General features: G+C 50.0%; 25 protein-coding genes. 14 read left to right on the top strand and 11 right to left on the bottom strand.

Annotated features, from left to right (window positions below):
* Positions 1–3: 3 nt before the first annotated feature.
* The 3 genes from phoB to MK185_16755 form a co-directional block, all read right to left on the bottom strand.
* Positions 4–702: a phosphate regulon transcriptional regulator PhoB gene (phoB, locus tag MK185_16765; GenBank protein ID MCH2042286.1), complete on the bottom strand. Its 699-nt coding sequence runs from the start codon at positions 700–702 to the stop codon at positions 4–6.
* Positions 703–847: 145 nt separating this feature from the next.
* Positions 848–1,747: a 4-hydroxybenzoate octaprenyltransferase gene (gene ubiA, locus MK185_16760; protein ID MCH2042285.1), complete on the bottom strand. Its 900-nt coding sequence runs from the start codon at positions 1,745–1,747 to the stop codon at positions 848–850.
* Positions 1,748–1,759: 12 nt separating this feature from the next.
* Positions 1,760–2,293 (bottom strand): chorismate lyase, encoded by a 534-nt coding sequence (locus tag MK185_16755; GenBank protein ID MCH2042284.1) that lies wholly within the window; start codon positions 2,291–2,293, stop codon positions 1,760–1,762.
* 179 nt (positions 2,294–2,472) lie between these two features.
* On the opposite strand from MK185_16755, the gene MK185_16750 reads away from it, so the two are divergent.
* From MK185_16750 to MK185_16715, 8 genes are all read left to right on the top strand, one after another.
* Positions 2,473–2,637, top strand: a complete 165-nt coding sequence (locus MK185_16750; protein ID MCH2042283.1) for a rubredoxin — start codon at positions 2,473–2,475, stop codon at positions 2,635–2,637.
* 77 nt (positions 2,638–2,714) lie between these two features.
* Entirely contained in the window at positions 2,715–3,866 is a 1,152-nt protein-coding gene (locus MK185_16745; protein MCH2042282.1) for an FAD-dependent oxidoreductase, read from the top strand.
* Positions 3,867–3,993: 127 nt separating this feature from the next.
* The gene (locus MK185_16740; GenBank protein MCH2042281.1) at positions 3,994–4,266 is read left to right on the top strand and encodes an HU family DNA-binding protein; all 273 of its coding nucleotides are present in this window, start codon (positions 3,994–3,996) and stop codon (positions 4,264–4,266) included.
* A 44-nt stretch (positions 4,267–4,310) separates the two neighbouring features.
* Positions 4,311–4,826, top strand: coding sequence for a DUF1415 domain-containing protein (locus MK185_16735; protein MCH2042280.1), 516 nt, complete (start codon positions 4,311–4,313; stop codon positions 4,824–4,826).
* Between the two features lie 74 nt (positions 4,827–4,900).
* Positions 4,901–5,275 carry an SCP2 sterol-binding domain-containing protein gene (locus tag MK185_16730; GenBank protein MCH2042279.1) on the top strand — a complete coding sequence of 125 codons (375 nt, stop codon included), beginning with the start codon at positions 4,901–4,903 and terminating at the stop codon, positions 5,273–5,275.
* A gap of 278 nt (positions 5,276–5,553) precedes the next feature.
* Positions 5,554–6,831, top strand: a complete 1,278-nt coding sequence (locus tag MK185_16725; GenBank protein MCH2042278.1) for a dicarboxylate/amino acid:cation symporter — start codon at positions 5,554–5,556, stop codon at positions 6,829–6,831.
* A gap of 17 nt (positions 6,832–6,848) precedes the next feature.
* Positions 6,849–7,646, top strand: a complete 798-nt coding sequence (locus MK185_16720; GenBank protein MCH2042277.1) for a hypothetical protein — start codon at positions 6,849–6,851, stop codon at positions 7,644–7,646.
* A gap of 6 nt (positions 7,647–7,652) precedes the next feature.
* Complete coding sequence (locus tag MK185_16715; GenBank protein MCH2042276.1) at positions 7,653–8,657, top strand: AraC family transcriptional regulator; 1,005 nt, start codon at positions 7,653–7,655, stop codon at positions 8,655–8,657.
* 10 nt (positions 8,658–8,667) lie between these two features.
* On the opposite strand, the gene MK185_16710 is transcribed toward MK185_16715, so the two are convergent.
* Positions 8,668–10,692 (bottom strand): MBL fold metallo-hydrolase, encoded by a 2,025-nt coding sequence (locus MK185_16710; GenBank protein ID MCH2042275.1) that lies wholly within the window; start codon positions 10,690–10,692, stop codon positions 8,668–8,670.
* A gap of 279 nt (positions 10,693–10,971) precedes the next feature.
* On the opposite strand from MK185_16710, the gene MK185_16705 reads away from it, so the two are divergent.
* The 3 genes from MK185_16705 (at position 10,972) to MK185_16695 (ending at position 12,911) form a co-directional block, all read left to right on the top strand.
* Positions 10,972–12,174, top strand: coding sequence for a trans-2-enoyl-CoA reductase family protein (locus tag MK185_16705; protein MCH2042274.1), 1,203 nt, complete (start codon positions 10,972–10,974; stop codon positions 12,172–12,174).
* A 131-nt stretch (positions 12,175–12,305) separates the two neighbouring features.
* Positions 12,306–12,476, top strand: coding sequence for a DUF2986 domain-containing protein (locus MK185_16700; protein MCH2042273.1), 171 nt, complete (start codon positions 12,306–12,308; stop codon positions 12,474–12,476).
* The gene (locus MK185_16695; protein ID MCH2042272.1) at positions 12,477–12,911 is read left to right on the top strand and encodes a DedA family protein; all 435 of its coding nucleotides are present in this window, start codon (positions 12,477–12,479) and stop codon (positions 12,909–12,911) included.
* Positions 12,912–12,974: 63 nt separating this feature from the next.
* Here MK185_16695 and MK185_16690 read toward each other — a convergent pair whose 3' ends face one another.
* On the bottom strand, positions 12,975–13,784 hold the full coding sequence (locus tag MK185_16690; protein ID MCH2042271.1) for an NPP1 family protein: 810 nt from the start codon (positions 13,782–13,784) through the stop codon (positions 12,975–12,977).
* A gap of 166 nt (positions 13,785–13,950) precedes the next feature.
* The gene (locus MK185_16685; GenBank protein ID MCH2042270.1) at positions 13,951–15,090 is read right to left on the bottom strand and encodes a trypsin-like peptidase domain-containing protein; all 1,140 of its coding nucleotides are present in this window, start codon (positions 15,088–15,090) and stop codon (positions 13,951–13,953) included.
* 72 nt (positions 15,091–15,162) lie between these two features.
* Here MK185_16685 and MK185_16680 point away from each other — a divergent pair, with 72 nt between their 5' ends.
* Positions 15,163–15,918, top strand: a complete 756-nt coding sequence (locus MK185_16680; protein MCH2042269.1) for a Nif3-like dinuclear metal center hexameric protein — start codon at positions 15,163–15,165, stop codon at positions 15,916–15,918.
* A gap of 11 nt (positions 15,919–15,929) precedes the next feature.
* On the opposite strand, the gene MK185_16675 is transcribed toward MK185_16680, so the two are convergent.
* The 5 genes from MK185_16675 to MK185_16655 all read right to left on the bottom strand — a co-directional run bounded on the left by MK185_16675 (position 15,930) and on the right by MK185_16655 (position 21,385).
* Positions 15,930–16,598 carry a hypothetical protein gene (locus tag MK185_16675; protein ID MCH2042268.1) on the bottom strand — a complete coding sequence of 223 codons (669 nt, stop codon included), beginning with the start codon at positions 16,596–16,598 and terminating at the stop codon, positions 15,930–15,932.
* A gap of 121 nt (positions 16,599–16,719) precedes the next feature.
* Positions 16,720–17,313 (bottom strand): nucleotidyltransferase family protein, encoded by a 594-nt coding sequence (locus MK185_16670; GenBank protein ID MCH2042267.1) that lies wholly within the window; start codon positions 17,311–17,313, stop codon positions 16,720–16,722.
* Between the two features lie 99 nt (positions 17,314–17,412).
* Positions 17,413–18,354, bottom strand: coding sequence for an XdhC family protein (locus MK185_16665; GenBank protein MCH2042266.1), 942 nt, complete (start codon positions 18,352–18,354; stop codon positions 17,413–17,415).
* 294 nt (positions 18,355–18,648) lie between these two features.
* A complete protein-coding gene (locus tag MK185_16660; protein MCH2042265.1) occupies positions 18,649–20,892 on the bottom strand; it encodes a molybdopterin-dependent oxidoreductase in 2,244 nt (747 codons plus the stop codon).
* Positions 20,885–21,385, bottom strand: a complete 501-nt coding sequence (locus MK185_16655) for a (2Fe-2S)-binding protein (protein ID MCH2042264.1) — start codon at positions 21,383–21,385, stop codon at positions 20,885–20,887. The genes MK185_16660 and MK185_16655 overlap by 8 nt, the downstream gene beginning before the upstream one ends.
* A 152-nt stretch (positions 21,386–21,537) precedes the next feature.
* On the opposite strand from MK185_16655, the gene MK185_16650 reads away from it, so the two are divergent.
* Together MK185_16650 and hisA are read left to right on the top strand one after the other, a co-directional pair.
* On the top strand, positions 21,538–22,302 hold the full coding sequence (locus tag MK185_16650; protein MCH2042263.1) for a ribonuclease H family protein: 765 nt from the start codon (positions 21,538–21,540) through the stop codon (positions 22,300–22,302).
* 53 nt (positions 22,303–22,355) lie between these two features.
* Positions 22,356–23,120 carry a phosphoribosylformimino-5-aminoimidazole carboxamide ribotide isomerase gene (gene hisA, locus MK185_16645; protein ID MCH2042262.1) on the top strand — a complete coding sequence of 255 codons (765 nt, stop codon included), beginning with the start codon at positions 22,356–22,358 and terminating at the stop codon, positions 23,118–23,120.
* Positions 23,121–23,180: the final 60 nt, after the last annotated feature.

Raw genomic sequence — 23,180 nt, 5'->3', positions numbered from 1 at the left:
GCGTTATGACGCTTTGGTGGAGAAGCGGTAACCTGTACCACGTACGGTCTGAATCAGATGATCATGGGCATCACCCAGTGCTTTGCGTAAGCGACGAATATGAACGTCGACAGTGCGCTCTTCAACGTAGACGTTACCTCCCCAAACCTGATCGAGCAGTTGGGCACGGGAGTAGGCACGCTCCTGGTGTGTCATAAAAAACTGCAGCAAGCGATATTCGGTAGGACCAATATCGATTGGATCTTCATGAGACATCACGCGGTGGCAGACCGGGTCCAGCACCAGGCCACCCACTTCGATTGGTTCCTCGATCCCTTGCGGAGTGGCGCGGCGCAGCACGGCCTTCAGGCGGGCAACCAGCTCGCGTGGCGAGAACGGTTTAGTGATGTAGTCGTCGGCACCCGCCTCTAACCCCTGCACTTTATTATCTTCCTCACCCTTGGCGGTCAGCATAATAATCGGTAGTTCAGCGGTCAGCTCCTCGCGCTTCAGGCGACGCGCGAATTCAACACCACTGGTACCGGGTAACATCCAGTCCAGCAGAATCATGTCGGGCTTCTGGTCAACAACGTGGGAATGAGCTTCCTGAGCGGTCGCTGCTTCCAGGCATTCATAACCAGCCATTTCAAGTGCTACTGCAATCATCTCACGAATCGGTGCTTCGTCATCGACGATCAGTACGGTTTTACCTGCTTTGCTCATAGTCTTGGTCACGCAAGTGTAATAATCGATAATGCGGCGCTATTACACTGGGGGAATGTTACAAGCATGTGACAGGGGTGTTATTACTTACTGTTATCGCAACAACACTGTCTTATTGGAGGGGGGCAGCGAGTGCCAGATTCGTTTATCTGAGCAGGTAATGGGCGACGAAACCACCCCAGATAATCAGGCCAAACCAGTGGCTCTTGCGGAAGATAGCGAAGCAGATATCACGCTCGCGTGAGCGAATACTCCACACTTGCCAGGCCAAAAATACGGCCCCAGCGGCCAAACACAGATAATAAGGCCAGCTCATTTCCAGTTGCGTGCCAGCCAGCAGCAAGGCAAATACTACCAACCCTTTCAGTATCGCAACCATAGCGATATCCAGATCGCCAAACAGCACGGCGGTGGACTTCACGCCAATTTTCAGATCATCGTCACGATCAACCATGGCGTAGACGGTATCATAAGCCACCGTCCAGCTCAGATTTGCCATATACAGCAGCCATACGACGGCTGGTAATTCGTTACTCTGGGCGGCAAAAGCCATCGGGATGGCCCAGGAAAACGCGGCTCCCAATACTACCTGAGGCAGGTGCGTGTGGCGTTTCATAAAGGGATAGAGAGAGGCCAGGACGAGGCCACCGATTGACAGTAATACCGTGAATTGATTGGTGAATAACACCAACACAAACGCCAGCAGAATTAACACGGCAAAGGTGATTAGCGCTTCTTTCGCGGTAATTTTTCCGGTGGCCAGTGGCCGATCGACGGTGCGTTTAACATGGCCGTCAATCTTTCGGTCGGCAAAGTCGTTAATGACACAACCGGCGGAGCGCATCAGAAACACACCCAGGACAAAAATCAGCACATTGGCGAAATCAGGGTGTCCCTCTCCGGCCACCCACAATGCCCACAACGTTGGCCATAACAGCAAATAGGAACCAACCGGTTTATCGATACGGGTCAGTTGTACCCAGTCAAACCAGCGTGGCAGGTGGCGATCCAGTTGCTGGCGCAACGGTTGTGTCAGAGCGTTCATGGGCGCTAGTCGTTATGCAAAGTCGTATAATTGGGCAGTAAATGCCTCGGAAACCATGAGCGGTTTGTGGCCGAGGGTAAATACCGAATGGCGACACCATTCTAGCCCTAATTGATTAGGATTGCAGTGAGATACCGCCAGTGGCTGACGTTGCAGGTTGGGTTGCTGAAACAAATAGCTGCCGAGCGATTTCTCGCCCAGGTGTTGCAGGCGTTTCTCTTTCCCTTGCAGGGTTCGCTGCGGCACTGCGGTGCGGGCGTATACCAGGGCAACCCCATCCACTTTGAGTACCACTTCCCGTACCCAGACTCTCGCCTGGTGATTCAGTGCCAGTTGCTGACGTTCAAGTTGCGTCGGTGCGCCATGAAATTCACGCAGAATTTCGACCCGGAAATTACCCAGGCCGCACAGTCTGGTGGTCAGAGATCCGGTATCGAGTAACCAGTCACGCCAAAACGCAGGCAGGCAGCAAGCCGCCATGTGATTGCGTGTTGACCAGTTGGGAACCAATGGGTGCAGAATGCCGTTGAGAGTGTTGCTGTTCATCGCCGCGCAGGATGCGCCAAAGCCATTGTTTACGCAAGAAAAAGCGCAGTATTTTAGCGATCCGGGGCATGATGACGCCTTCTTACCCAGTATTTGCCCGGAAAAGACCGTTGATTTTACTGCCTCAGGTGCGTACTTTTACCGCCCTCCTTGATGGCATGTATAGAGGGATAAAGATAATGAAAAGATGGCAATGCGTGGTTTGTGGCTGGATCTATGATGAAGCCGAAGGCGCACCGGAAGAGGGTATTGCACCAGGTACGGCGTGGGACGATGTCCCCGACGATTTTATCTGTCCGGATTGTGGCGTCGGTAAAGAAGATTTTGAAATGGTGGAAATCTGATCCTGAAGCCTGCTTGAGCCAGTGCCGCCCGGCGCTGGCCACTTATCACATCTCTTTAAATTCCCAGGAAAGACACTATGAGCAATGCACCTGTTATCGTGATTGGTAGCGGTCTGGCCGGATACAATCTGGTTAAGGAACTGCGCAAACTGAATCCGACTCAAGAAATTATGATGATTACTGCTGACGATGGCAGTAATTACTCCAAGCCTATGTTGTCCACCGGTTTTGGTAAAAACAAAACCGCTGCTGAACTGGCGATGGCGTCCGCAGCGGACATGGCAGAGCAGTTCAATCTGGTGATTCGCACCAACACCCGTGTCACCAATATTGATGCTGCTGCGAAAAAAGTCTTCGTTGGTGAAGAGCCGATAGAATATAGCAAACTGGTTCTTGCCTGGGGCGCCGAAGCAAGCAGCCCGCGCATGGAAGGGGATGCTGGTGATTGCATTTTCTCCATCAATGACTTGCAGGATTACGCCAAATTCCGCGACGCGGCGGAAGGTAAGAAGCGCGTTCTGATAATGGGAGCTGGTCTGATCGGTGCTGAGTTTGCCAATGATATGGCGACAGGTGGCTTTGAAATCGATGTGGTAGCTCCGTGTGAACATATTCTGCCTTCGCTGTTGCCGGCTGAAGCAGCGGATGCGGTACAGAATGGGCTTGAGGGCCTCGGTGTTCGTTTCCATTTAGGGCCGCTGGTTACCCGTGTCTGCAAAGAGGGTGACGCTCTGGTTGCTCACTTAAGCAATGGTCAGACGATTGAAACGGATATTGTAGTGTCAGCAATAGGGTTGCGACCGCGCCTTGATCTGGCTGTTAAAGCCGGTCTGCAGGTGAACCAGGGCATTGTTGTAAACCGTGAGCTGCAGACCAGCGAGCCGGATATCTATGCGTTGGGCGACTGTGCCGAGGTAGAGGGCCGTGTGTTGTTGTATGTATTGCCACTGATGGCATCGGCACGTTCATTGGCGAAAACACTCAATGGTGACACCACTGCAGTCAGTTACGGCGTAATGCCGGTAACCGTAAAAACCCCGGTGGTACCTGTGGCAGTTGCTCCGGTTGCCTCCGACAGCGAGGGAAGTTGGTCAATTGATGTACAAGGTAACGATGTACAGGCAGAATTTCGCAATTCTGACGGCCAATTACTCGGGTATGCTTTGACCGGAGCCAAGGTTATGAATAAAGTAGCGCTCAACAAAGAATTACCACCGTTGATGCCATAAGGATTAGTGGTTAAAAAGCATTCAATGGTGTGGTTGTGATATGTACGTAGCAGCCAGATTCGCGTTACTTGATATTGATGTCCCGCTCCGGCGGGGTTAGACACAAAACACAATAAGGATTTGATCCATGCGTAAACCAGAACTGGCAGCCGCCATCGCAGAACAAGCTGACCTGAGCAAAGAAAAAGCATCTGAAGTAATCACTGCAATTACCGATCAGATCGCTAAAGCTCTGAGCGAAGGCGATTCTGTAAGCCTGATCGGCTTCGGTACTTTTGAAGTCCGTGACCGTAAAGAGCGTCAGGGTAAAAACCCACAGACTGGTGAGCCAATCACCATTGCTGCGGCTAAAGTTCCTGCATTCAAAGCCGGTAAGGCTCTGAAAGAGGCAGTACAATAAGTACTGACCCCAAGCTGCTGACCCGCGAGTGGGTTAAGCAGCTGGTGATTGGTGAGGGGCTGTGTCCCTTCGCTCATCCCGTCTTTTCTACCATGCTGATTGACGTCAGCAACAGCGACGACCTCGAAACCGTCACCGCTGAATTCATGACGCTGCTGCAGAACGTTGCAGAAGCTGATTCTGAACAAATCCCCACCGCTTTATTTGTTACCCCAAACGTTCTCAACTGCTTTGATGAATTCTGGAATTGGGTCGGAATCTGCGACAACCTGCTGTTCCAGATGGGTTACGAAGGTGTATTGCAGCTGGCAACATTCCATCCGAATTATCGGTTCGATGGCGAAGACGATGACGATATGAGTCACTTCACGAATCGTGCGCCATTCCCGACATTACATATTATTCGCGAAGCCGAAATGGAACAGGCATTGGCCAGCATCAGCAAACCAGAGCGAATTCCCGAAAGAAATCGACAACATATGCGCCGTTTAGGCCAAGAGGGGCTATTAAAGGCTATGCCTGCTCTGGCAAAATCACGGGTGTTTGACGACCACCACTGATGTCGAAACGCTCTCTATCCAGTTTGGTGGCTAACGAGCGACAACTCATTCCGATGTAATTGAGGAAACTCCTGATGATTAAGTTCCGTCTGTTATTGTGGGCTTTAGGTCTGCTGATGAAAAAAGGCGCTAAAAATAACCCTGACTTCCAGAAGCAACTGGAAGGCAAGGACTTCGCGTTTCAGTTGCAAACCGAAGGTGCTGGCATCGTACGACAGTACGTTATCAAAGATAAGAAGGTGAAAACGAAAGGCAAAGCCCATAAAGAGCCAAAATTCACCATTAGCTTTAAAGATGCGGAAACCGGATTGGCAATCCTGACGTCGAAAGACAAAAATGCCTTTATGAAAGGTATTCAGGACAAAAATATTGTCATCTCGGGTGACCTGTCTCTGGTAATGTGGTTCCAGGGTATTTCCAAGTACCTGAAGCCGAAAAAGAAGAAGTAATTGTAAAGCTAGCTGCATCGCCATTACTGCGTTAACAATTCGCTCTCAATGCTCATTTATGGTTTATAAACTGCGCTTGCTCGTGAATTCTATGCCTTGTTCTGGCATCTTCGCTTACGCTTTACGAGATAGATGACTGATGATTGTTTTTTAACGTGGCAACAGGATGTTGCGGTAGGATCAAGGGCCATGTTCTGCCCACTGCTCCGGCGGCTGAAAAATAATCGTTAGTTGTCTATAGAATCGAAAAATAAAAACAGACCAACAAGGAACCTGATATGAATCTGACCAAACGAATTCTGATAGCCATGCTACTGGCGGTGGTGCTCGGCAGTATCACTCAGGTTCTGCTTGCGGATGAAACGTTGAATGAAACCCTGCGTTATGTCCTCGACGATATTCTCGCCAATGGTGTGTTCTTTGTTATTGGCAAAATTTTTGTCGCCAGCTTAAAAGTGTTGGTGGTGCCGTTGGTATTTGTCTCCCTGGTGTGTGGTGTTTGCCACCTGAAAGATCAGAGCAGCTTGGGGGTACTGAGTTTAAAAACCATTGGTCTGTATATTCTGACCACAGGCATGGCAATTTCGTTGGCGTTATTCCTCGCTACCCTGATTGAACCCGGTTCTGGTGTATCGCTTGAAACCGATGCCAATTACAAGGCACCGGCAGAAACCTCGCTGAAACAGGTCTTGATCAATATTTTTCCAACCAATCCAATTGCTGCCATGGCTGAAGGAAAAATGCTGCAGGTCATCGTGTTTGCTGTGCTGATTGGTATTGCTATCGGTCGTGCCGGAGAAGCCGGAGACCGTATTGGTGCGGCCTTCAATAATTGGAACGAAGTCCTGATGAAGCTGGTGACTCTGTTGATGTCGCTGGCGCCGTACGGCGTGTTTGCGCTGTTGTTCAGTCTGTTCGCAAAACAGGGGCTGGGTACCATCGGTGACCTGGCAATCTACATGTTGACGGTCGTTGGTGCGTTAGCCCTGCATGCGTTTGTGGTATATCCGCTGCTACTGAAAACCTTTACGGGTTTGTCGCCCGTGACCTTTATGCACAAGATGCGTAATACACAATTGTTCGCTTTCAGCACGGCTTCAAGCAATGCCACACTGCCAATTACCTTGCGCACGGTTAAGCAGCGTCTTGGGGTTGAAAACCGGGTTGCATCGTTCGCCGTGCCATTAGGTGCAACCATCAATATGGACGGCACTGCGATCATGCAGGGTGTGGCTACAGTGTTTATTGCCCAGGCGTTTAATCTCGATCTGGCACTGACGGACTACCTGTTGGTGATTGTGACAGCCATGTTGGCATCCATTGGTACGGCTGGTGTACCGGGTGTTGGTTTGGTGACTCTGGCGATGGTGCTGCAACAGGTCGGATTGCCGGTTGAAGGGATCGCGCTGATTATTGGTGTCGATCGTATCCTCGATATGATTCGTACTGCGGTGAATGTTACCGGTGATGCCATGGTGTCGGTTACTGTTGCTAACAGTGATAAAGGCATTGATAAAAACGTATTTAATGATCCTAAGGCCGGAGTCGCTCAGTGATTCGATTCGGAGCCAATGTGAATATAGTAAAACCTCTGACGGCAGCTCTGTTCGTTGCCTCTGTGTCTTTGGTGCAGGCTGAAGCGGATGCCATCTCGGTTATTGATTCGCCCGTGCTACAGCAACCCTCCGGGTTAACACCGGAACAGCAGTCGCAGAAACAACGGCAGCTATTACGCCAGGATATTGTGCAGTTGTCTGGCTTAACCGGGTTAAGCCTGCAGGCACGTAATCTGGCGCAGCAGGCGTTAAATGATCAACAAGCTGCACTTGGATACCAATATCAGGTTGCCAGTCGTGTTGCTCAACTCTGGAACCCACAGTTGATTGAAGGTCAGCTGCAGCAAGCGCTGGAAAGTGCCAGTGATGACTCGCTGTTGGCGTTGCAACAGTTGTTGAACGACGCACGTTTGCAGGATGCCCGTGTTAAAGAAAGCAGTGCCGTTTCTGACCAAGGCAGCGAGGCTTTTCAGGCATACGTGCAAAAATTGCGGACCCAACCGCCAGCTGCTGCGCGTTTAGCGGTGCTACAGGAATTGGATAACGCGATGCGTTTTTCTGATTTTATGCTTCTGACCCGTACCTCGGTGTATGCACAGTTAGAGGCGGTACTGAAAGACTGGCAGCCTGCGGAAAACTGGCAGCAAACACTGCAGAACGAAATTCAGGAATTTCTGTTATACACCTATCGCAGTACTCCGAATGACGGCATTCGCGAACTTATTTCGCTTTACCAGAATCAGACACTGCAGCAATGGCTTGCCGCGGTAAAACAATCGTTGCCACAGCAACCCGCCGGGCAAAAGGAGTCCTGATTTCTGATGGCCAGAGCCCAGTCGTTTTCGACGATCGCCGCCTGGCCTCTGGCAATTGCTCAGGCGTTGGAGCAGCACAACATCAACCCTCAGCCTTTATTTCAGCAAGCGGGAATCGACCGCGAGCAACTTCAGAAGAACCCCGACGGTCGGATTGAAATTCAGTGTATGACCCGGCTCTGGCAATTGGCTGAGGCGGCTACGGCTAATCCCGCTTTTGGCCTGGAAGTCGCGCGGTTTGCCCAACCGATGCATTTCCGTGCTCTGGGACTGGTGGTTATGACCTGCGACACCATGTTGCAGGCTATTGAAAAGTTGGCGGAGTATCACGCGCTGGTGTCTAACACCGTCAATGTAAGGCTGGTACATCAACCCGATCGTATCGGCTTTGCCGTTGATCCGTTGGCGGAAGTCACCATCAGCCCGATGGCGACGGAAGCTTTTTTTGCTGCCATGGCAAATCTGGCGAGGCAGTTAACCGGGCGACCTGACCTGGTTGTTGGTGCGGAATTCATTCGCAGCCAACCAGCCAGTAGTATGCCGTGGCAGCCTGTTTTCACCGACCAGGTGCGTTTTGCGGCGAGTACCAACTGTTTATGGTTTTCGCGACAGAAATTAAAAGACACTCAGGTGATGGGTAATGCGGAGTTACGTGAAACCAATGAAACTCTGGTAAAAAAATATCTGCATCAATTACAGGCATTGGGCTGGCGCGCGCGAGTCGAGCAGAGCATTCTGGCCAGACTGGAAGCGGGCGAACCCAGCCTTGAAGACCTGGCGAAACAGTTTGATTTAAGCGAGCGCTCCTTGCGTCGTTATCTCAGTGAAGAAAAAACCAGTTTCCGTGAATGTCTGCAACGGGTACGCCAGCAACTGGCCTGTCGTTTATTGGAGCAGGGGTTGAGTACTCGTGAAGTGGCACTGCGTGCAGGTTTTAGCGACAGCAGTAATTTCAGCCGCGCATTTCAGCGCTGGACCGGGCAAAAGCCCGGTGATTTTAAGCGCCGATAATTGTTTCGTCTTACAATTGTACGGGTGTGACGATCGGGAAGTTATTTTTCGGTTTTTCGAATAAGGCGAAGAAACGGACCAAATCCAACGTGCTGCCATCAATGGTCAATCGATCTGAAAACAGAGTTTCTTTAATGCCCGCGGCACCCAACAGCATATCAACAAATAATTCATGCTCGACGTTTAACGTGGCATCTGCCTGATCATTTGTGCGCAGTGGACGATGATGCATAACGGAATTTTCAAGCCACAATAAATGCGCTTCTTTCAGATCCGGAAAGTTAATGGCGATGCGCCAGTCTTTATCCTCTGCGTCTTCGGCTTTTAGTCGTACTGACATGGAATCGAAAAAATTACTGACGGGTGAATGCATCATCACATCTTTCATCTTGGTGATATCCAGCGCGTTCTGACTGGTGCCTTCGCGCAATTCTTTCGCAGCCGATAAATACACATCCCGCCATGGGCCTGACTCCGCTTGAAAGCCGAGCTGATCATAGCTGGCAGCTAATAAATTTTTAGCGGGCTGGTTATCCGGTTGGGCGTATACCAGATGATTCAGTATCTCTGCAGCCCAACGATATTCGCCGGTGTTCACACTTTTTTGCGCTTGGGCTAACAAAGCCTCAGCGCCTCCGGCTAATTCAACATAACGACTGGCGCTTTGGCTTGCTGGCAATGGATCTAAGTGAGCTGGGTTAGCGTCGTACCACCCCATATATGCCTGATACACCGCCCGGCTGTTATGTTTTAAGGTGCCGTAATAACCCCGATTAGAAAAGTTCATGGCAAGCGACTGAGGTAATTGAATGCGCTCGGCGATTTCGCCCCCATTTAAACCGTTATTTAAATAACGCACGGTCTGATCATGAATGTATTTGTAGGTATCGCGTTGCTGACTCAGAAACGTCTGAATTTTCTCCTGTCCCCAGATTGGCCAATGATGGCTGGCAAAATAGGTATCCGCGTCGGCAAATAATTCTTTTGCTTCATTGATATAGGCACTCCATTTGCGTGCATCCCGCACCTTAGCACCACGTAACGTGTAGAGATTGTGCATATTACGCGAGACGATTTCAGCGCCACAAAAGGCTTTGTGTTGTGGCAGATAAAACGCCATTTCAGCCGGAGCTTCGGATTCTGGTGTGAACTGAAAAATAAATGGCACGCCATCAACATTGAGTTTGGTGCCAGTGGTATCAATAATGGTATTGGGTTCAATCACACCAAAAGTGCCGAATGCCGGGCTTTTCCCCAGTCCTGATCCGACATGACCAACTTCATTGCGTGGCAGTTCTTTGCCATACATAAAGCTGGCACGACGGCTCATCGCGGTACCGGCAATAATATTTTCGCTGGTGGCTTCTTCAAGAAAACCATGGGGTGCAATTACTGGAATATTCTTATCTTTGGCGCGATCGATTAAACCCAGCACGCCGCCAAAGTGATCAATATGGCTGTGGGTAAACAGGATGGCAGAGATGGGTTTGTTGTTCAGGTGCTGCATGGCGAAATCCATCGCAAATGCGGCTGTTTCTTTCGCCGTCAGAGGGTCAATGACAATCCAGCCACTGTCACCTTCAATCAGGGTCATATTGGATAAATCGAAACCACGCAGCTGGTAAACCCCCGGTACCACTTCGAACAAACCGTGAATGTTATTTAACTTGGCCTGACGCCACAGACTGGGGTTGACACTGGCGGGAGCGTCGCCTTGAACAAAATCGTAATCGGCAATACGCCAGATGATTTCGCCCTGGTCGTTGCGTACTTCCAGTGTTTCAGGTTTGGCAATCAGGCCTCGGCTGGCTTGCTGGAAATCCTCTCGATCGGCAATCGGTAAGCGACTGGCAACTGCCTGGTTAGCTGCGAGCGTAAAGTGACTGGCAGCTTGGTATGAGGCGCTGTCAGCAGCTGGGCTGACGTCAGTGGAGTTATTGCAACCGGCCAATATCGCGGCTGATAGAGCAACAATGCTGACCTTTTCAGAAAGGCGCAAGCGGTTTAAAAGATGGGAAGGGCGGATTGATCTCATAGTGCTGATATCCTGATGTTATCTCTTATTTCGATAATCTCAGTGTATGTCAGTAGCGGGTTGATGCTGTGGTTTGATCTGGCCAGCTTTTCGTCTTAAACGGCCAGGTCATTGAGTCGTTCTGTGCGTAATCCACAATTGACGCACAGGAACAGTTGTTTCGACTTCTCGTCGTCGTATGACTGCTATAAGCTGGCCGCTTTGATGAAAAACTGTCACAGCTGGGCGCTATACTGCCAGCCATTGAGTTTCACCCGTTAAGTTTCATAAGGACATCGTATGATTATTAAGCCAAAGATCCGCGGTTTTATTTGTACCACCACGCATCCGGTTGGCTGTGAAGCCAACGTTCAGGAACAGATTGCTATCACCAAAGCACAGGGTGATATCAGCAATGGCCCGAAGAAGGTGTTGGTGATCGGGTCTTCCAGTGGCTACGGTCTGGCCTCTCGCATCACTGCTGCGTTTGGTTCTGGTGCGGCGACTGTCGGGGTGTTCTTCGAAAAACCAGCGACTGAGAAAAAAGCCGGTACTGCAGGTTGGCATAACTCAGCAGCGTTCGACAAGCTGGCGCACGAAGCAGGTCTGTATTCCAAAAGCTTAAATGGTGACGCGTTCAGCCACGAAGCCAAAGCCAAAACCATCGAACTGATAAAAGACGATTTGGGTCAGGTGGATATGGTGGTGTATTCCCTGGCATCGCCGGTACGTAAGCTGCCGGATTCCGGTGAAGTGATTCGTTCAGCACTGAAGCCTATGGGTGATGTGTACAAAGCCACCGCTGTCGATACCAATAAAGACACCTTGTTTGAAGCCGAGGTAGAACCGGCTTCCGAGCAGGAAATTGCGGATACCGTTACCGTCATGGGCGGTCAGGATTGGGAACTGTGGATGTCGGCACTGGCAGAAGCCGGTGTACTGGCGGACGGCTGTAAGACCGTCGCCTACAGCTATATCGGTACCGAAATTACCTGGCCGATCTACTGGAACGGTGCTTTAGGTGAAGCGAAAAAAGATCTGGATCGTGCCGCTCATGCGATTGATATCGAGATGAAAAAGATTGGTGGTTCATCCAACGTTGCGGTATTAAAAAGCGTAGTGACCCAGGCCAGCTCGGCGATTCCGGTGATGCCGTTGTACATCGCTATGTCGTTCAAGAAAATGCGTGAACTGGATATTCACGAAGGGTGTATCGAGCAGATCAACCGCATGTTCCGCGAGCGTTTATTCCGCACTGACGGTATCGCGCCCGAAGTGGACGACAATAACCGGCTGCGCCTGGATGATTGGGAATTACGCGAAGACGTGCAGTCACACTGCAAAGCGCTGTGGCCAACATTGACGGACGACAACCTGCGCGAGTTAACCGACTATCAGGAATACAAAGACGAGTTCTTAAAGCTGTTTGGCTTTGGTATTAAGGGCATCGACTATGACGCGGATGTCAATCCGCTGGTGCCGTTTGATGTCGTTGAGATATGAGATAGTTCCTGTCTCAACACCGGGGAATCGTTTCAGAGCAAACAAGCGGACGTTGTAACAGTCCGCTTTTTTGTGCTCTCCAGCCGCTTATGAATGTTTTACAATGGCGGCTGTCACCGAGAGATATCGCCATGAACCGGAAGAAAAAGATCAAAACCATCCTCACTAAAAAACTGAAAAAAACGCAGAAGCGTGAGGCCCCGAAGAACTCCAATAAGCCACGCTATATATCTAAAGCTGAGCGGGCAGAGCTTGAAACTTGTGTTAACGGGCCAGCTGAAAATCTGGAAGTTTCTGAATAAATGGAATGGCTGGAACCGGGTTACGCCGCCCTGTTTTTCCTGTCATTTGCCGCAGCAACTCTGGTGCCTTTGGGTTCGGAATGGCTGTTGTTAGTGATGTTATCTCAGGGTTTTTCACCGCTGTCTTCGCTGTTGTTTGCTACAGCAGGCAATACGCTGGGTAGTTATGTGAATTATGGCCTGGGTTTTTATGCCCATGAATGGCTACAGCAACGCAATACAATTGGTGGTCTTGGTTGGTTGCGGGCTGAGCAATGGTTCGAAAGGTATGGCGTCTGGAGTTTATTACTGGCCTGGGTACCGGTGATTGGCGATCCATTAACTTTTATTGCCGGTATGCTTAAAGCATCCTGGAAGAAAGTCTGGTGGCTGATTTTATTGTCGAAGCTGGGTCGGTATCTGGTGCTGGTAGCACTGTTTTATATCGCCAGCTAACAGGCAATAAAAGCCGGCGTCAGAATATTCTGACGCCGGCTTTGTTTTTATATCGCAACAGAATTATTGTGACGCTGTCATATCTGAACGGGTAAAGGTTGGATAATCAGAAGGTTTATAGTTATTCACGTTGCCTACAAAATTCCCGTCTTTCATTGGAATCGTGGCTGAACCATAGTTATAGCTGTTCATTTTATTACGCATTTCGGAGTTGCTTACACCGTCACCTGTGACTGTGTACCAGCTGACCAACGGTGGTAATACCCAATAGCCGTATGGGTTTTCTGCTGCTTCGTTTGATTTGGCAAAACGCAGGGCATGAGTCAGGCCGCCATCCTTATGATAGACAATTTTCAGATGACCATTTTCGAACGGCAATTCTGAAGCCGGTTTGGTGTTCAGGTCGCCATGTGCGCTATAGCTGCCATGGGTCACAGCGCCATTTTTAGTCCAGACCGCAGCATGTTCCCAATCGTGACGGTGGCCGCCACCAACGTTACTTATTATCTGATCTTTCATAAAATACAGCGAATAAAAGTGTACGCAGTATTGATCGCCACTGCTGTTCTTACACATATAACGGTGCAGGGTATTGGAATAATTGAGAAAGTCGGATTTACGACATCCGCCACCTAAATCACCACTGGTATTCAGGCCGCCATTCATCGCACCGTCACGACCAATCCCTGCGCTCGGCAAACAGCCATCGCCGTCGAAGTCGAATACCGGATGAGTGGTGCTGATATCTTCATAAGCCGGTAAAGCGATATCTAATGAAGCCAGGTGTTTTACCCCGCTGGGGTTACTGGATGCAATGACTCCGCTTGCCGCGACACCCAGCACCATGGCTGTCATATATTTAATCAGTTTCATTGTTATTGTTCCTCCTGCTGAACTAAGGTGGAACAAAGGTACCATTCAGATGTTGATGAATCATGACACCAAACAGGTCATTTGCGCTAAAACGTCACAACACCGGGCTTAATTGATACATTGGCCTGTATCGCAACACGGTGATGCGTCAGCCCAAGTACGACCGTTATTGCATTTGCGACTCTCGCAACCCTGCAATGGCGCTGGTGCGGATGATTTTACCGGCACGTAATAATTCCAGATCGACACGGTCGCCGGGACGCAGAGCGGCTATCTGATTCATGGCCCGCTGAGCATTGGCAGAGTCTTGACGATTAATCATGGTGAGAATATCACCAGTCGCCAGTCCGGCTTGTTCGGCTGGGCCTCCCGGATAGATTCCGGTAACAATCAGCCCATTTAGCGCATCCGGTAAACCCAGCAATTTCAGCAGTTCCGGGTTGGCTTCCTGTACTTCAATGCCAAGCCAGCCACGAATGGTTGCGCCGTGCGTTACCAGATCATTCAATACCTGAGTGGCAGTTTCTGCCGGAATGGCAAAACCAATCCCTTCGCTGCCGCCGGACTGTGAATAAATGGCGGTGTTGATACCCACTAACTCGCCATAGGCATTAATCAGTGCGCCGCCGGAGTTACCCGGATTTATCGCGGCGTCGGTCTGGATATAATTTTCGTAGGTATTCAGCCCCAGTTGGTTGCGGCCAATGGCAGAAATAATTCCCATGGTAACTGTCTGACCAACACCAAAAGGATTGCCAATCGCCAGCACCACATCACCAATACTCTGACTGCGTTGTGACGTCACCTGAATCACCGGCAGGTTGTCGAGTGTGATTTTCAGTAACGCCAGATCGGCCTCGGGGTCGGTGCCGACTAACATGGCTGGCGCTTCGCGGCCATCACGCAAAGCAATCACAATTTCATCGGCACTGCGGATAACGTGATGGTTGGTCAGCACATAGCCACTGGACGACATGATAACGCCGGAGCCGAGGCTGGATTTCAGTCGTTCGCTTTGCTGCGGTGTTTCACGCAGAAACTGATTGAAATAGGGGTCATCAAAAATTGGGTGATGCTGACGTTTTACGGTTTTCCGGGTGTAAATATTCACAACTGCCGGAGCGGCCGCATCAACCGCGGCTGCATAACTGACCACGCCCAGATTTTGCGGTGGGATCGCCGCAGATTCCAATGGTTTAGTAGCCTGGCTGACTGGTTGCCGGAGAATCCATTCCGGTGCCAGATTCAGTACGGTTAATGCCGCGATGATGCCGAACAGAATGGGCAATAAAAAACGATAGATCATGTGAGTTGCCTGGCCCCTGCCATCGGCCATAAAATTAGAGTTTTTATACTGAGCGAACAGGGTACTAGGATTATGGATCGCCGCCAGCTAATCAAGCATCTCGATACATTATTACAGTCTGCGCGCATTCGCGATTATTGTCCTAATGGTTTACAGGTCGAAGGCAAAGAACAAGTCAGCAAAATCATTACCGGCGTGACCGCCAATCAAGCCCTGATTGATGTGGCCATTGAACGCGGTGCCGACACCTTGCTGGTTCACCACGGCTATTTTTGGAAAGGTGAAGATCAGCGTGTTATCGGAATCAAAAAAGAACGCCTGAAAGCGCTGTTAGCGCATGATATCAATCTGATTGGTTATCACCTGCCGCTGGATGTTCATCCTGTTTATGGTAATAACGTTCAGTTGGCGGATGTCCTCGGTCTTCAGGTAGACGGCCCGATTGATGAACATGATTTATCCAAGCCGGGCAATATTGGTCGCTTGCCTAGACCCATGAGTGGCAAAGAATTTCGCGCCTGGATTGCTGGATGTCTGCAACGTGAACCGCTGCATATTGGCGAAGACGGCGATATGATTGAAACCATCGCCTGGTGTACCGGGGGAGCTCAGGGGTATCTGCAGACTGCCATTGATGCCGGGGTTGATGCCTATTTAACCGGTGAAATTAACGAGCCGGCAGTGCATCTGGCCCGTGAAACCGGGACACACTTCTTTAGCGCCGGGCACCATGCTACCGAACGTTATGGCGCCAAAGCGCTGGGTGAATACCTGGCAGAAGAATTTAACTTAAATGTTGAATTTGTGGATATCGATAATCCGGTTTAATTATCTGAGATTTATTGTTGTTCGTTGCCGGATATCATGAACCGCATATCATCAAACACCCGCATCACAATATAAGGTGCGGTGTTTGAGTTGTACGCCAAGATGGTTTTTTTGATGTAACTCCACTTGCGTTGTAACCGGCCATTGTCAGCAAAACTCTGATTAATAATCGCTTCTGCCCGGGCAACTTTATCTTCAATGGTGTCGCTTGCCCGGCTAACGCCATAGCCGCCGGTGGTGGAGTTGGCGAATTTCATGTAGTGCACCAGAATCTGTTCCAGTTCTAAACGCAGTCGGAAGGCCGCAGAACTGTGTTCACGCGGATTCAGTGCAGCAATTTCTTCCTGCAGGTCCAGAGTTAATAAACTCCAGCCAGCTTCCAGCGTCATATCAAAACCTTCGAATGAACGGTTTTCATTGTCAGCGATAAACGTTTGTGCCGTTTGCCATTTTTTTTGAATATTCGGATGCTGTTGCGCAAGAGAGGCGAGTAACTGACTGCCCTGTTGCAGGTGTTGTTTAGCTTGTTGCAGATATTCCTGCTGACCTTCAAAAAAGATATAGGTCGCGAATGAGGAAGAGAGCCGATAAGACAATAATTCTAATTTTTGTAGTTGAGAACTGCTGGCCTGTGAGAGGGAACTAACCAGCAACAATAACAATACAGCCAAACTTCTCATCCGCACTTCCTTCGTCAGATGCTATCCGAAAGCATTGGTCTATCGGTGCAAAAACCGCTCAAACCAATCGTTATTCGTCTGTTTTAACAAAAGTAAGGCCGGTTGGCTATGGCTCTATGTGCTATGAGCGTGGCAAGTCAGTGGGGCGATCGATATCGCGCAGAATGCCAGGATCGTTTACCTGGAGGTTCTCGATCTGATGGGGGTTGGCTGCAATCACATGACGTGCGCCACGGTCGCCGCAGCATTGCATCAGTTCAAAGGCGAAGGTTTGAGAGAAGGCAACCGGATTGCCCGGCTTTGCTGTCGAGCCAGATCCAGCAACGCAAGGTCTGATGATGTTTTCGCCATTCAACCGAGCGGCCAAAGCCTGATAGGTGGTTGCCAGGACCCAGGGCATATCAGCGAGTGCGATCAGCCATCCCTGCCAATGCTGGGTCGAATGCACACCAAAGGCCAGGCTATGACCCATGCCCAAGTGAGCATCCGGGCAAATGCCCCATTCAACGTTCAGCTGATTCAGTTGCAAACCCAGCGACCGATCTCCCGGACGGAGCACGACAAAACAGGGCAGCTTGCTGGCGCGTATCTGACTCAGCGTACTGAGCAGAACCGATGACTTCACCTGTTCCGATTCCGGGAAGGGCGCATGACGTTTATCACTGCCAAAACGTTGGCTGCAGCCTGCGGCTAATAATACAACTCCAACCGTCATTGATTGCCCTTGATGTGGATAACTGACTTTCGACACTAGCATAGGGATTGAGCCTGCCGCTACTGGTGAGAGTGCGGTAAAAGGTCGAACAGACAGGAGTTATGCGGGTCGATACTGAACGACGTGTGCCATTATCGACAAAGCAATTTCGTAGGGCGTTTTACTGCCGATATCCATGCCGATAGGCGCATGCAATTTTTCCAGCTGTTTCTGCTTGATGTCCAATGCCAGCAACCGCTCGCGACGTTTAGTGGAGGTTTTCAGCGACCCCATAGCACCAATGTAAAAAGCGTTTGAGTTTAGTGCTTCTAACATCGCCATATCGTCGATGCGAGGATCGTGTGCCAGTGCAATAATGGCACAGTGTTTATCGGTGAAAGATTCGGCAATCAGATCGTCGGGCATTCCTTTAATAACAGTGACGCCATCGACCTGCCATCCTTGCAGAAACTCATCGCGAAAGTCACAGAGTGTAATATCGAATTCGAGGTTCTTTGCAATTTCAGCAACGCAGCGTGCGACTTCACCAGCTCCCACCATTAATAATTTATCGTGGGGCCGTAATGCGTGCTGAATAATATCGCCGTCACGCTGTATATCTTTTGGCAGGTTTTCGTCATCGATGATGTTGAGTTCACCGCTGACTAAATTAATCTGACGGCCAATATGATGACGCTGTTTTAATGCCAACAATAATTGCTGAAAATGGAATTGTTGGTTTTGATCGACTTTTTCCAGCAGTACATCGAGATGGCCGCCGCAAGGCAGTTGCAGGCGTTGTTGTTGTTCGGCATCACCGCCGTAACGAATGACGGTTGGGCAGCTTGGTTCACTGTTTGAAAGCTGTTCGATTAACTCCTGCTCGATACAACCACCGGACAATGAACCTACGACGCCTTTATCCGGGTGATACATCATGAGAGAACCAACCGGGCGTGGCGAAGAGCCATAGGTCTCCAGTACGGTTGCTAACCAGGGTTCAATTCCCTGATCTAACCAGTACAGAAGCTGTTGTAAAAGGTGCCAGTTACTGCCGTTCATGAGGTACTTTTAGTCGTCGTTGCTGATCCGGTAGCGAATTTAATCTCGTGACACGCCGTGAATATGTCCCTCGAGGCTCTGGTGCAGCATCCCTGCTGCTCAAGGTCGCTCTGATTAAATACACTACCGAATCTGATAAATCAGAAAGCCGTTGCGGTTTACCCGAGTAAAGAGCGCCAGATATTTATGAGTCGACCTTTTATAGCAGGGACGCTATAAGAGAGCATACATGGACGGACTTGCTGCGTGTCGACGTTAAATGTGCGGCGTTCTTTGCTCCAGTGCTTTAAAAGATCAGCTCTTCAGTTCCAGTGGCAAACTATTAAAACGCTGGCCGGTTTTACGGGTGACCGCATTAGCGATTGCCGCAGCAATTGGTGGAACACCTGGTTCACCAACGCCCGTCGGTTTTTCATCGCTGTCGATGATATGAACCTGAATATCCGGCGATTCGTTCATACGCAACAACTGATAATCGTAGAAGTTATTTTGCTGTGGCTCGCCATCCACGATGGTGATTTTTCCGTACAAAGTGGCGGTTAAACCGAAAATAATCCCGCCTTCCATTTGTGCCTCAACGGTGTCCGGGTTTACTACCTGACCACAGTCGACCACACACACCACACGTTTTACTTTCAGGCGGCTGCCATTGACTTCGACGTCGGCAATTTCAGCCACCCAGGTACCAAACGATTTGTGCAGCGAAACACCCTGAGTACAACCCGGAAGTGGTGACCCCCAGTTAGCTTTCTCGGCTGCTGTTTTCAGCACGTTAGTGGCACGAGGATGACCTTTTAGTAAATCCAGGCGGAACTGAACCGGATCTTTCTTCTGGCTGTCAGCCAGCTGGTCCATAAAAGTTTCGGTAATAAAGCCGTTGTGTGAGAAACCGACGCTGCGCCAGTTACCGACTAAAATACCGGAGTCGGATTTTTTATAGTCGACGGAAATACTCTCAAATTCATAAGGTAAGGCTCCGGCACCCTCAAAAATGGAGCCGTCTGCCGGTGCAATAATACCTTCACCCATTTTACCGGCGCTTTCTAACATGCCGTACATAAATTTGGGAGCAAATGGGTATTGAGCCGGAGCCGCTTCACCAACAAAATAATCGAACACACCAGAGCCAGCCATCTGATGCTGCCAACCGGTGATATCACCTTGTTGATCTAACGTTGCCGTTAGCTGGTGATAACTGGATGGACGATAGAAGTCACGCTTGGTGTCTTCTTCACGCGACCAGATTAATTTAATCGGCTGTTGCAGCTTGTCGGAAATGGCTGCGGCTTCAGCCACGAAGTCGTTATTAATACGGCGACCAAAACCACCTCCGATAAAGGTGACGTTGACCTTAATATCGTTCAGCGAATAACGGCTGGCTTTCGCGGCAGCAACCTGTGCCATGCTCGGACCCTGAGTGGGCGCCCAGATTTCCATACCGTCTTTTTTCGCCCAAGCGGTGCAGTTCTGTGGCTCAAGTGTTGCGTGAGCCAGGAATGGCATTTTAAATTCAGCCGTGATTGTCGAAGAGGCTGACTCCAGTGCTTCGGAAATATCACCTTCATCACGCACGTTTTTACCGCTGTCTTCTGCCATATCGGTTTGATACTGCCGGAAGATGCTGTCATCACTGACGTTATTTAATGTGCTGTTGTGCCACTCAACGGTTAACTGTTGTTGGGCTTTACGCGCTTGCCAGTAACTTTTGGCAACCACGGCAACGCCTACTGCAGCTGGTGCATTAATTTCGAACACATCAACGACACCGGCCACTTTCTTCGCCGCACTGGCATCAAAACTTTTAACCTTGCTGTCCCAACGACCCGCACGGGTTACAACCGCGTACAACATGCCCGGCAGATCGGTATCGATGCCAAAGTCAGCGGTACCGGTTGCTTTCTTTTTCGCATCCAGGCGCTTGTTGTATTTACCGATCACTTTAAATTCGGATTTATCTTTCAGCGTAATATCGGAAGGAATGGCGTAAGTTGCAGCAATGGTTGCCAGCTGACCGTAAGCGATTTTTTTTCCGTTATTTTTGTTAATAACATGACCCAGTTCGGCATAGCACTGATCGGCTTTAACACCCCAGGTATTCGCAGCGGCCTGAATCAGCATCATACGGGTTGCAGCGCCACATTCGCGAATGACCTGCCAGCTGGAACTCACACTGGTGCTGCCGCCGGTAATCTGCAATTTATAAATGGTATTCCGGTAAGCAGAATCAACACCGGCGAATTCAACTTCGACCACCTCTGGATCAATTTCCAGTTCTTCCGCCAATAATGAAGTCATGCCCGTGTAGGTGTTCTGACCCATCTCGGTACGGTCGAGTACAAAATGAATGGTGTTATCGGTATCGATGCGCACCCAGGCGTTGGAATCCCAGCCTTCTTTACCGTTATCAACATTTACACCACCATTTTTCAGCGTGCTGCAGGCCGGTAAAGCCATGGTCATCATCAGACCACCACCGGTAACCGAAGTGGCTTTCAGGAAGGTACGGCGACTTATCGAAGTGTTCGTTGAATCAACCATAGGTCACCTCCTTGAACAAGTCGCTGTTGCGTTCTGCGGATAAATTGCCCGCAGCTTGTTTAATGGCTTTTTTGATACGAGGGTAGGTGCCACAACGGCAGATGTTACCGCTCATGGCATTATCGATATCCTGGTCGGATGGCGTTGGGTTGTCCCGCAACAGAGCCGTCGCTGCCATAATCTGGCCTGACTGGCAATAACCACACTGTGGCACGTTATTATCGATCCAGGCTTGTTGCACGGTGCTGAGGTTATCGGGCGAGCCAACACCTTCAATGGTGGTGATATGCTGGCCAGCCGCCGCAGTGACCGGAGTGATGCAGGTACGGATTGGCATACCATTTAAATGCATGGTGCAGGCACCGCATAAACCGGCACCACAACCAAATTTACTGCCTTTGAGGTCAAGAAAATCACGCACGACCCACAGCAGTGGTGTATCTGCTTCAACATCCAGCGCATGTTTTACGCCGTTCACGGTTAATTCAATCATCAGGCACCTGTATCGTATTCGATCGGGTTATTTTTCTAAGTGACCGAAGGTTACCAATGTTTAATGAGGCCCGTAAAGGTGCTTTTCTGCTAAGATGCGCAACCTGATCGAAACAGTCCGTCTTGGGTTGAATGCAGAATAGCGGAAAGTGAATGGCAAAAAAGTTTTACGTGATTTGGACTGGTCATAAGCCAGGTATCTACAGAGATTGGCCAACGGCGAAGAAACAGGTCGATGGCTTTCCGGGCGCGCGCTATAAATCCTTTACCAGCGAGGCTGAAGCGCTGGCGGCTTATGGTCGCCCGGCAACGATACAAGCGGCTGCGTCCGGCTCTAAGGCCAAAGGCAAAGCCAAGCCGAAACCTGCTGCCAAAGCCGAAACCTTCACTACTGACTATACCTTTTATTGTGATGGCGGCTGTGAGCCGAATCCTGGCAAGGCGGGTTCTGGTATCGCCATTTACCGTGCCGATCAGCTGATCCAGCTGTGGTACGGCATGTACAATCCAAACGGCACCAATAATTCCGCTGAACTGAATGCTTTGTATCAGTCGCTGGTGTTATCGGAAAAAGTCATTGCCCAGGGTAAAACAGCCCAGGTTCGTTGTGACTCGATGTATTCGATTCAGTGCATCCGCGATTGGGCACCGGGTTGGGAAAAGCGTGGCTGGAAACGCAAAGACGGTGACATCCAGAATTTAGAAATGATTAAACGGGCTTACGCGTTGTTTAATACAATCAAAGACAAATTAATTCTGTCTCATGTGAAAGCACATGCAGGTACAGAAGGTAATGAACTGGCCGACCGTATGACCATGGTGGCTGTGGACCGGAAAAAACCGGACTGGAATAAATACCAAACCCGCGACGATGGCAGTTTTGATATTGCTGCGTTATTAAAAATGCGCGCGGGTTAATCAGAAAATTCTGAGAAGTATTTAAGAATGTATTTTTCGATACCGAGAAAATTATGACCCAATTTCGCCCATGCATTGACCTTCACCAAGGCAAGGTAAAACAAATTGTTGGTGGCAGCCTGAATGATCAGGGTGCTGATACTAACTTCGTCAGTGATCACGATGCGGCGTATTACGCTGAGCTGTATCGCAAGCATGATTTACTCGGTGGCCATGTCATTGCGCTCGGTCCGGGCAATAAAGATGAAGCTTTAAAAGCACTGGCGGCCTGGCCGCAGGGTTTACAGTTTGGTGGCGGGGTGAACCAGGGTAATGCCGCTGAATTCCTGGAAGCGGGAGCTTCTCATGTGATTGTCACTTCGTATTTGTTTGAAGACGGTCAGTTCAGCTGGGAGCGTTTAGAACAGCTGAAAAAAGAGACCGGTAAAGATCGTCTGATTCTCGATTTAAGTTGTCGCCGAACCGATGATGGCTGGAACATTGCCACCGATCGCTGGCAGACGGTTACCGCTACTGCAGTGAACGCTAAGAATCTGCGTGAGCTGGCCAGCCACTGTGACGAGTTTCTGATTCATGCCGCCGATGTGGAAGGTTTACAGGCCGGTATTGATGAGCAGCTGGTGGCCATGCTCGGCGAGCATTCAACCATTCCTATGACCTATGCTGGTGGCGCCCGTTCTCTGGACGACTTAAAGCGGGTGCACGAGTTATCCAACGGTAAGGTCGATTTAACCATTGGCAGTGCGCTGGATATTTTTGGTGGTAAAGGGGTGACGCTGGAAGAATGTTTGAGCTGGAACCGACAATCGGATAGCTAAAGCCTCCTGATCGGGGCATGGCCTCTGCAAACACTGTTATCCGGGTCTGTCAGAGGCCGT

The organism is Saccharospirillaceae bacterium (assembly GCA_022448365.1).
GTDB lineage: Bacteria > Pseudomonadota > Gammaproteobacteria > Pseudomonadales > Oceanobacteraceae > Bacterioplanoides.
This window is presented reverse-complemented; position numbering and strand designations above follow the sequence as displayed.

Bases quoted from the DNA above. Each gene is read 5' to 3' on its own strand.
- phoB (MCH2042286.1), bottom strand. From the start codon at position 702: ATGAGCAAAGCAGGTAAAACCGTACTGATCGTCGATGACGAAGCACCG.
- ubiA (MCH2042285.1), bottom strand. From the start codon at position 1,747: ATGAACGCTCTGACACAACCGTTGCGCCAGCAACTGGATCGCCACCTG.
- MK185_16755 (MCH2042284.1), bottom strand. From the start codon at position 2,293: ATGAACAGCAACACTCTCAACGGCATTCTGCACCCATTGGTTCCCAAC.
- MK185_16750 (MCH2042283.1), top strand. From the start codon at position 2,473: ATGAAAAGATGGCAATGCGTGGTTTGTGGCTGGATCTATGATGAAGCC.
- MK185_16745 (MCH2042282.1), top strand. From the start codon at position 2,715: ATGAGCAATGCACCTGTTATCGTGATTGGTAGCGGTCTGGCCGGATAC.
- MK185_16740 (MCH2042281.1), top strand. From the start codon at position 3,994: ATGCGTAAACCAGAACTGGCAGCCGCCATCGCAGAACAAGCTGACCTG.
- MK185_16730 (MCH2042279.1), top strand. From the start codon at position 4,901: ATGATTAAGTTCCGTCTGTTATTGTGGGCTTTAGGTCTGCTGATGAAA.
- MK185_16725 (MCH2042278.1), top strand. From the start codon at position 5,554: ATGAATCTGACCAAACGAATTCTGATAGCCATGCTACTGGCGGTGGTG.
- MK185_16715 (MCH2042276.1), top strand. From the start codon at position 7,653: ATGGCCAGAGCCCAGTCGTTTTCGACGATCGCCGCCTGGCCTCTGGCA.
- MK185_16710 (MCH2042275.1), bottom strand. From the start codon at position 10,692: ATGAGATCAATCCGCCCTTCCCATCTTTTAAACCGCTTGCGCCTTTCT.
- MK185_16705 (MCH2042274.1), top strand. From the start codon at position 10,972: ATGATTATTAAGCCAAAGATCCGCGGTTTTATTTGTACCACCACGCAT.
- MK185_16700 (MCH2042273.1), top strand. From the start codon at position 12,306: ATGAACCGGAAGAAAAAGATCAAAACCATCCTCACTAAAAAACTGAAA.
- MK185_16695 (MCH2042272.1), top strand. From the start codon at position 12,477: ATGGAATGGCTGGAACCGGGTTACGCCGCCCTGTTTTTCCTGTCATTT.
- MK185_16690 (MCH2042271.1), bottom strand. From the start codon at position 13,784: ATGAAACTGATTAAATATATGACAGCCATGGTGCTGGGTGTCGCGGCA.
- MK185_16685 (MCH2042270.1), bottom strand. From the start codon at position 15,090: ATGATCTATCGTTTTTTATTGCCCATTCTGTTCGGCATCATCGCGGCA.
- MK185_16680 (MCH2042269.1), top strand. From the start codon at position 15,163: ATGGATCGCCGCCAGCTAATCAAGCATCTCGATACATTATTACAGTCT.
- MK185_16675 (MCH2042268.1), bottom strand. From the start codon at position 16,598: ATGAGAAGTTTGGCTGTATTGTTATTGTTGCTGGTTAGTTCCCTCTCA.
- MK185_16670 (MCH2042267.1), bottom strand. From the start codon at position 17,313: ATGACGGTTGGAGTTGTATTATTAGCCGCAGGCTGCAGCCAACGTTTT.
- MK185_16665 (MCH2042266.1), bottom strand. From the start codon at position 18,354: ATGAACGGCAGTAACTGGCACCTTTTACAACAGCTTCTGTACTGGTTA.
- MK185_16660 (MCH2042265.1), bottom strand. From the start codon at position 20,892: ATGGTTGATTCAACGAACACTTCGATAAGTCGCCGTACCTTCCTGAAA.
- MK185_16655 (MCH2042264.1), bottom strand. From the start codon at position 21,385: ATGATTGAATTAACCGTGAACGGCGTAAAACATGCGCTGGATGTTGAA.
- MK185_16650 (MCH2042263.1), top strand. From the start codon at position 21,538: ATGGCAAAAAAGTTTTACGTGATTTGGACTGGTCATAAGCCAGGTATC.
- hisA (MCH2042262.1), top strand. From the start codon at position 22,356: ATGACCCAATTTCGCCCATGCATTGACCTTCACCAAGGCAAGGTAAAA.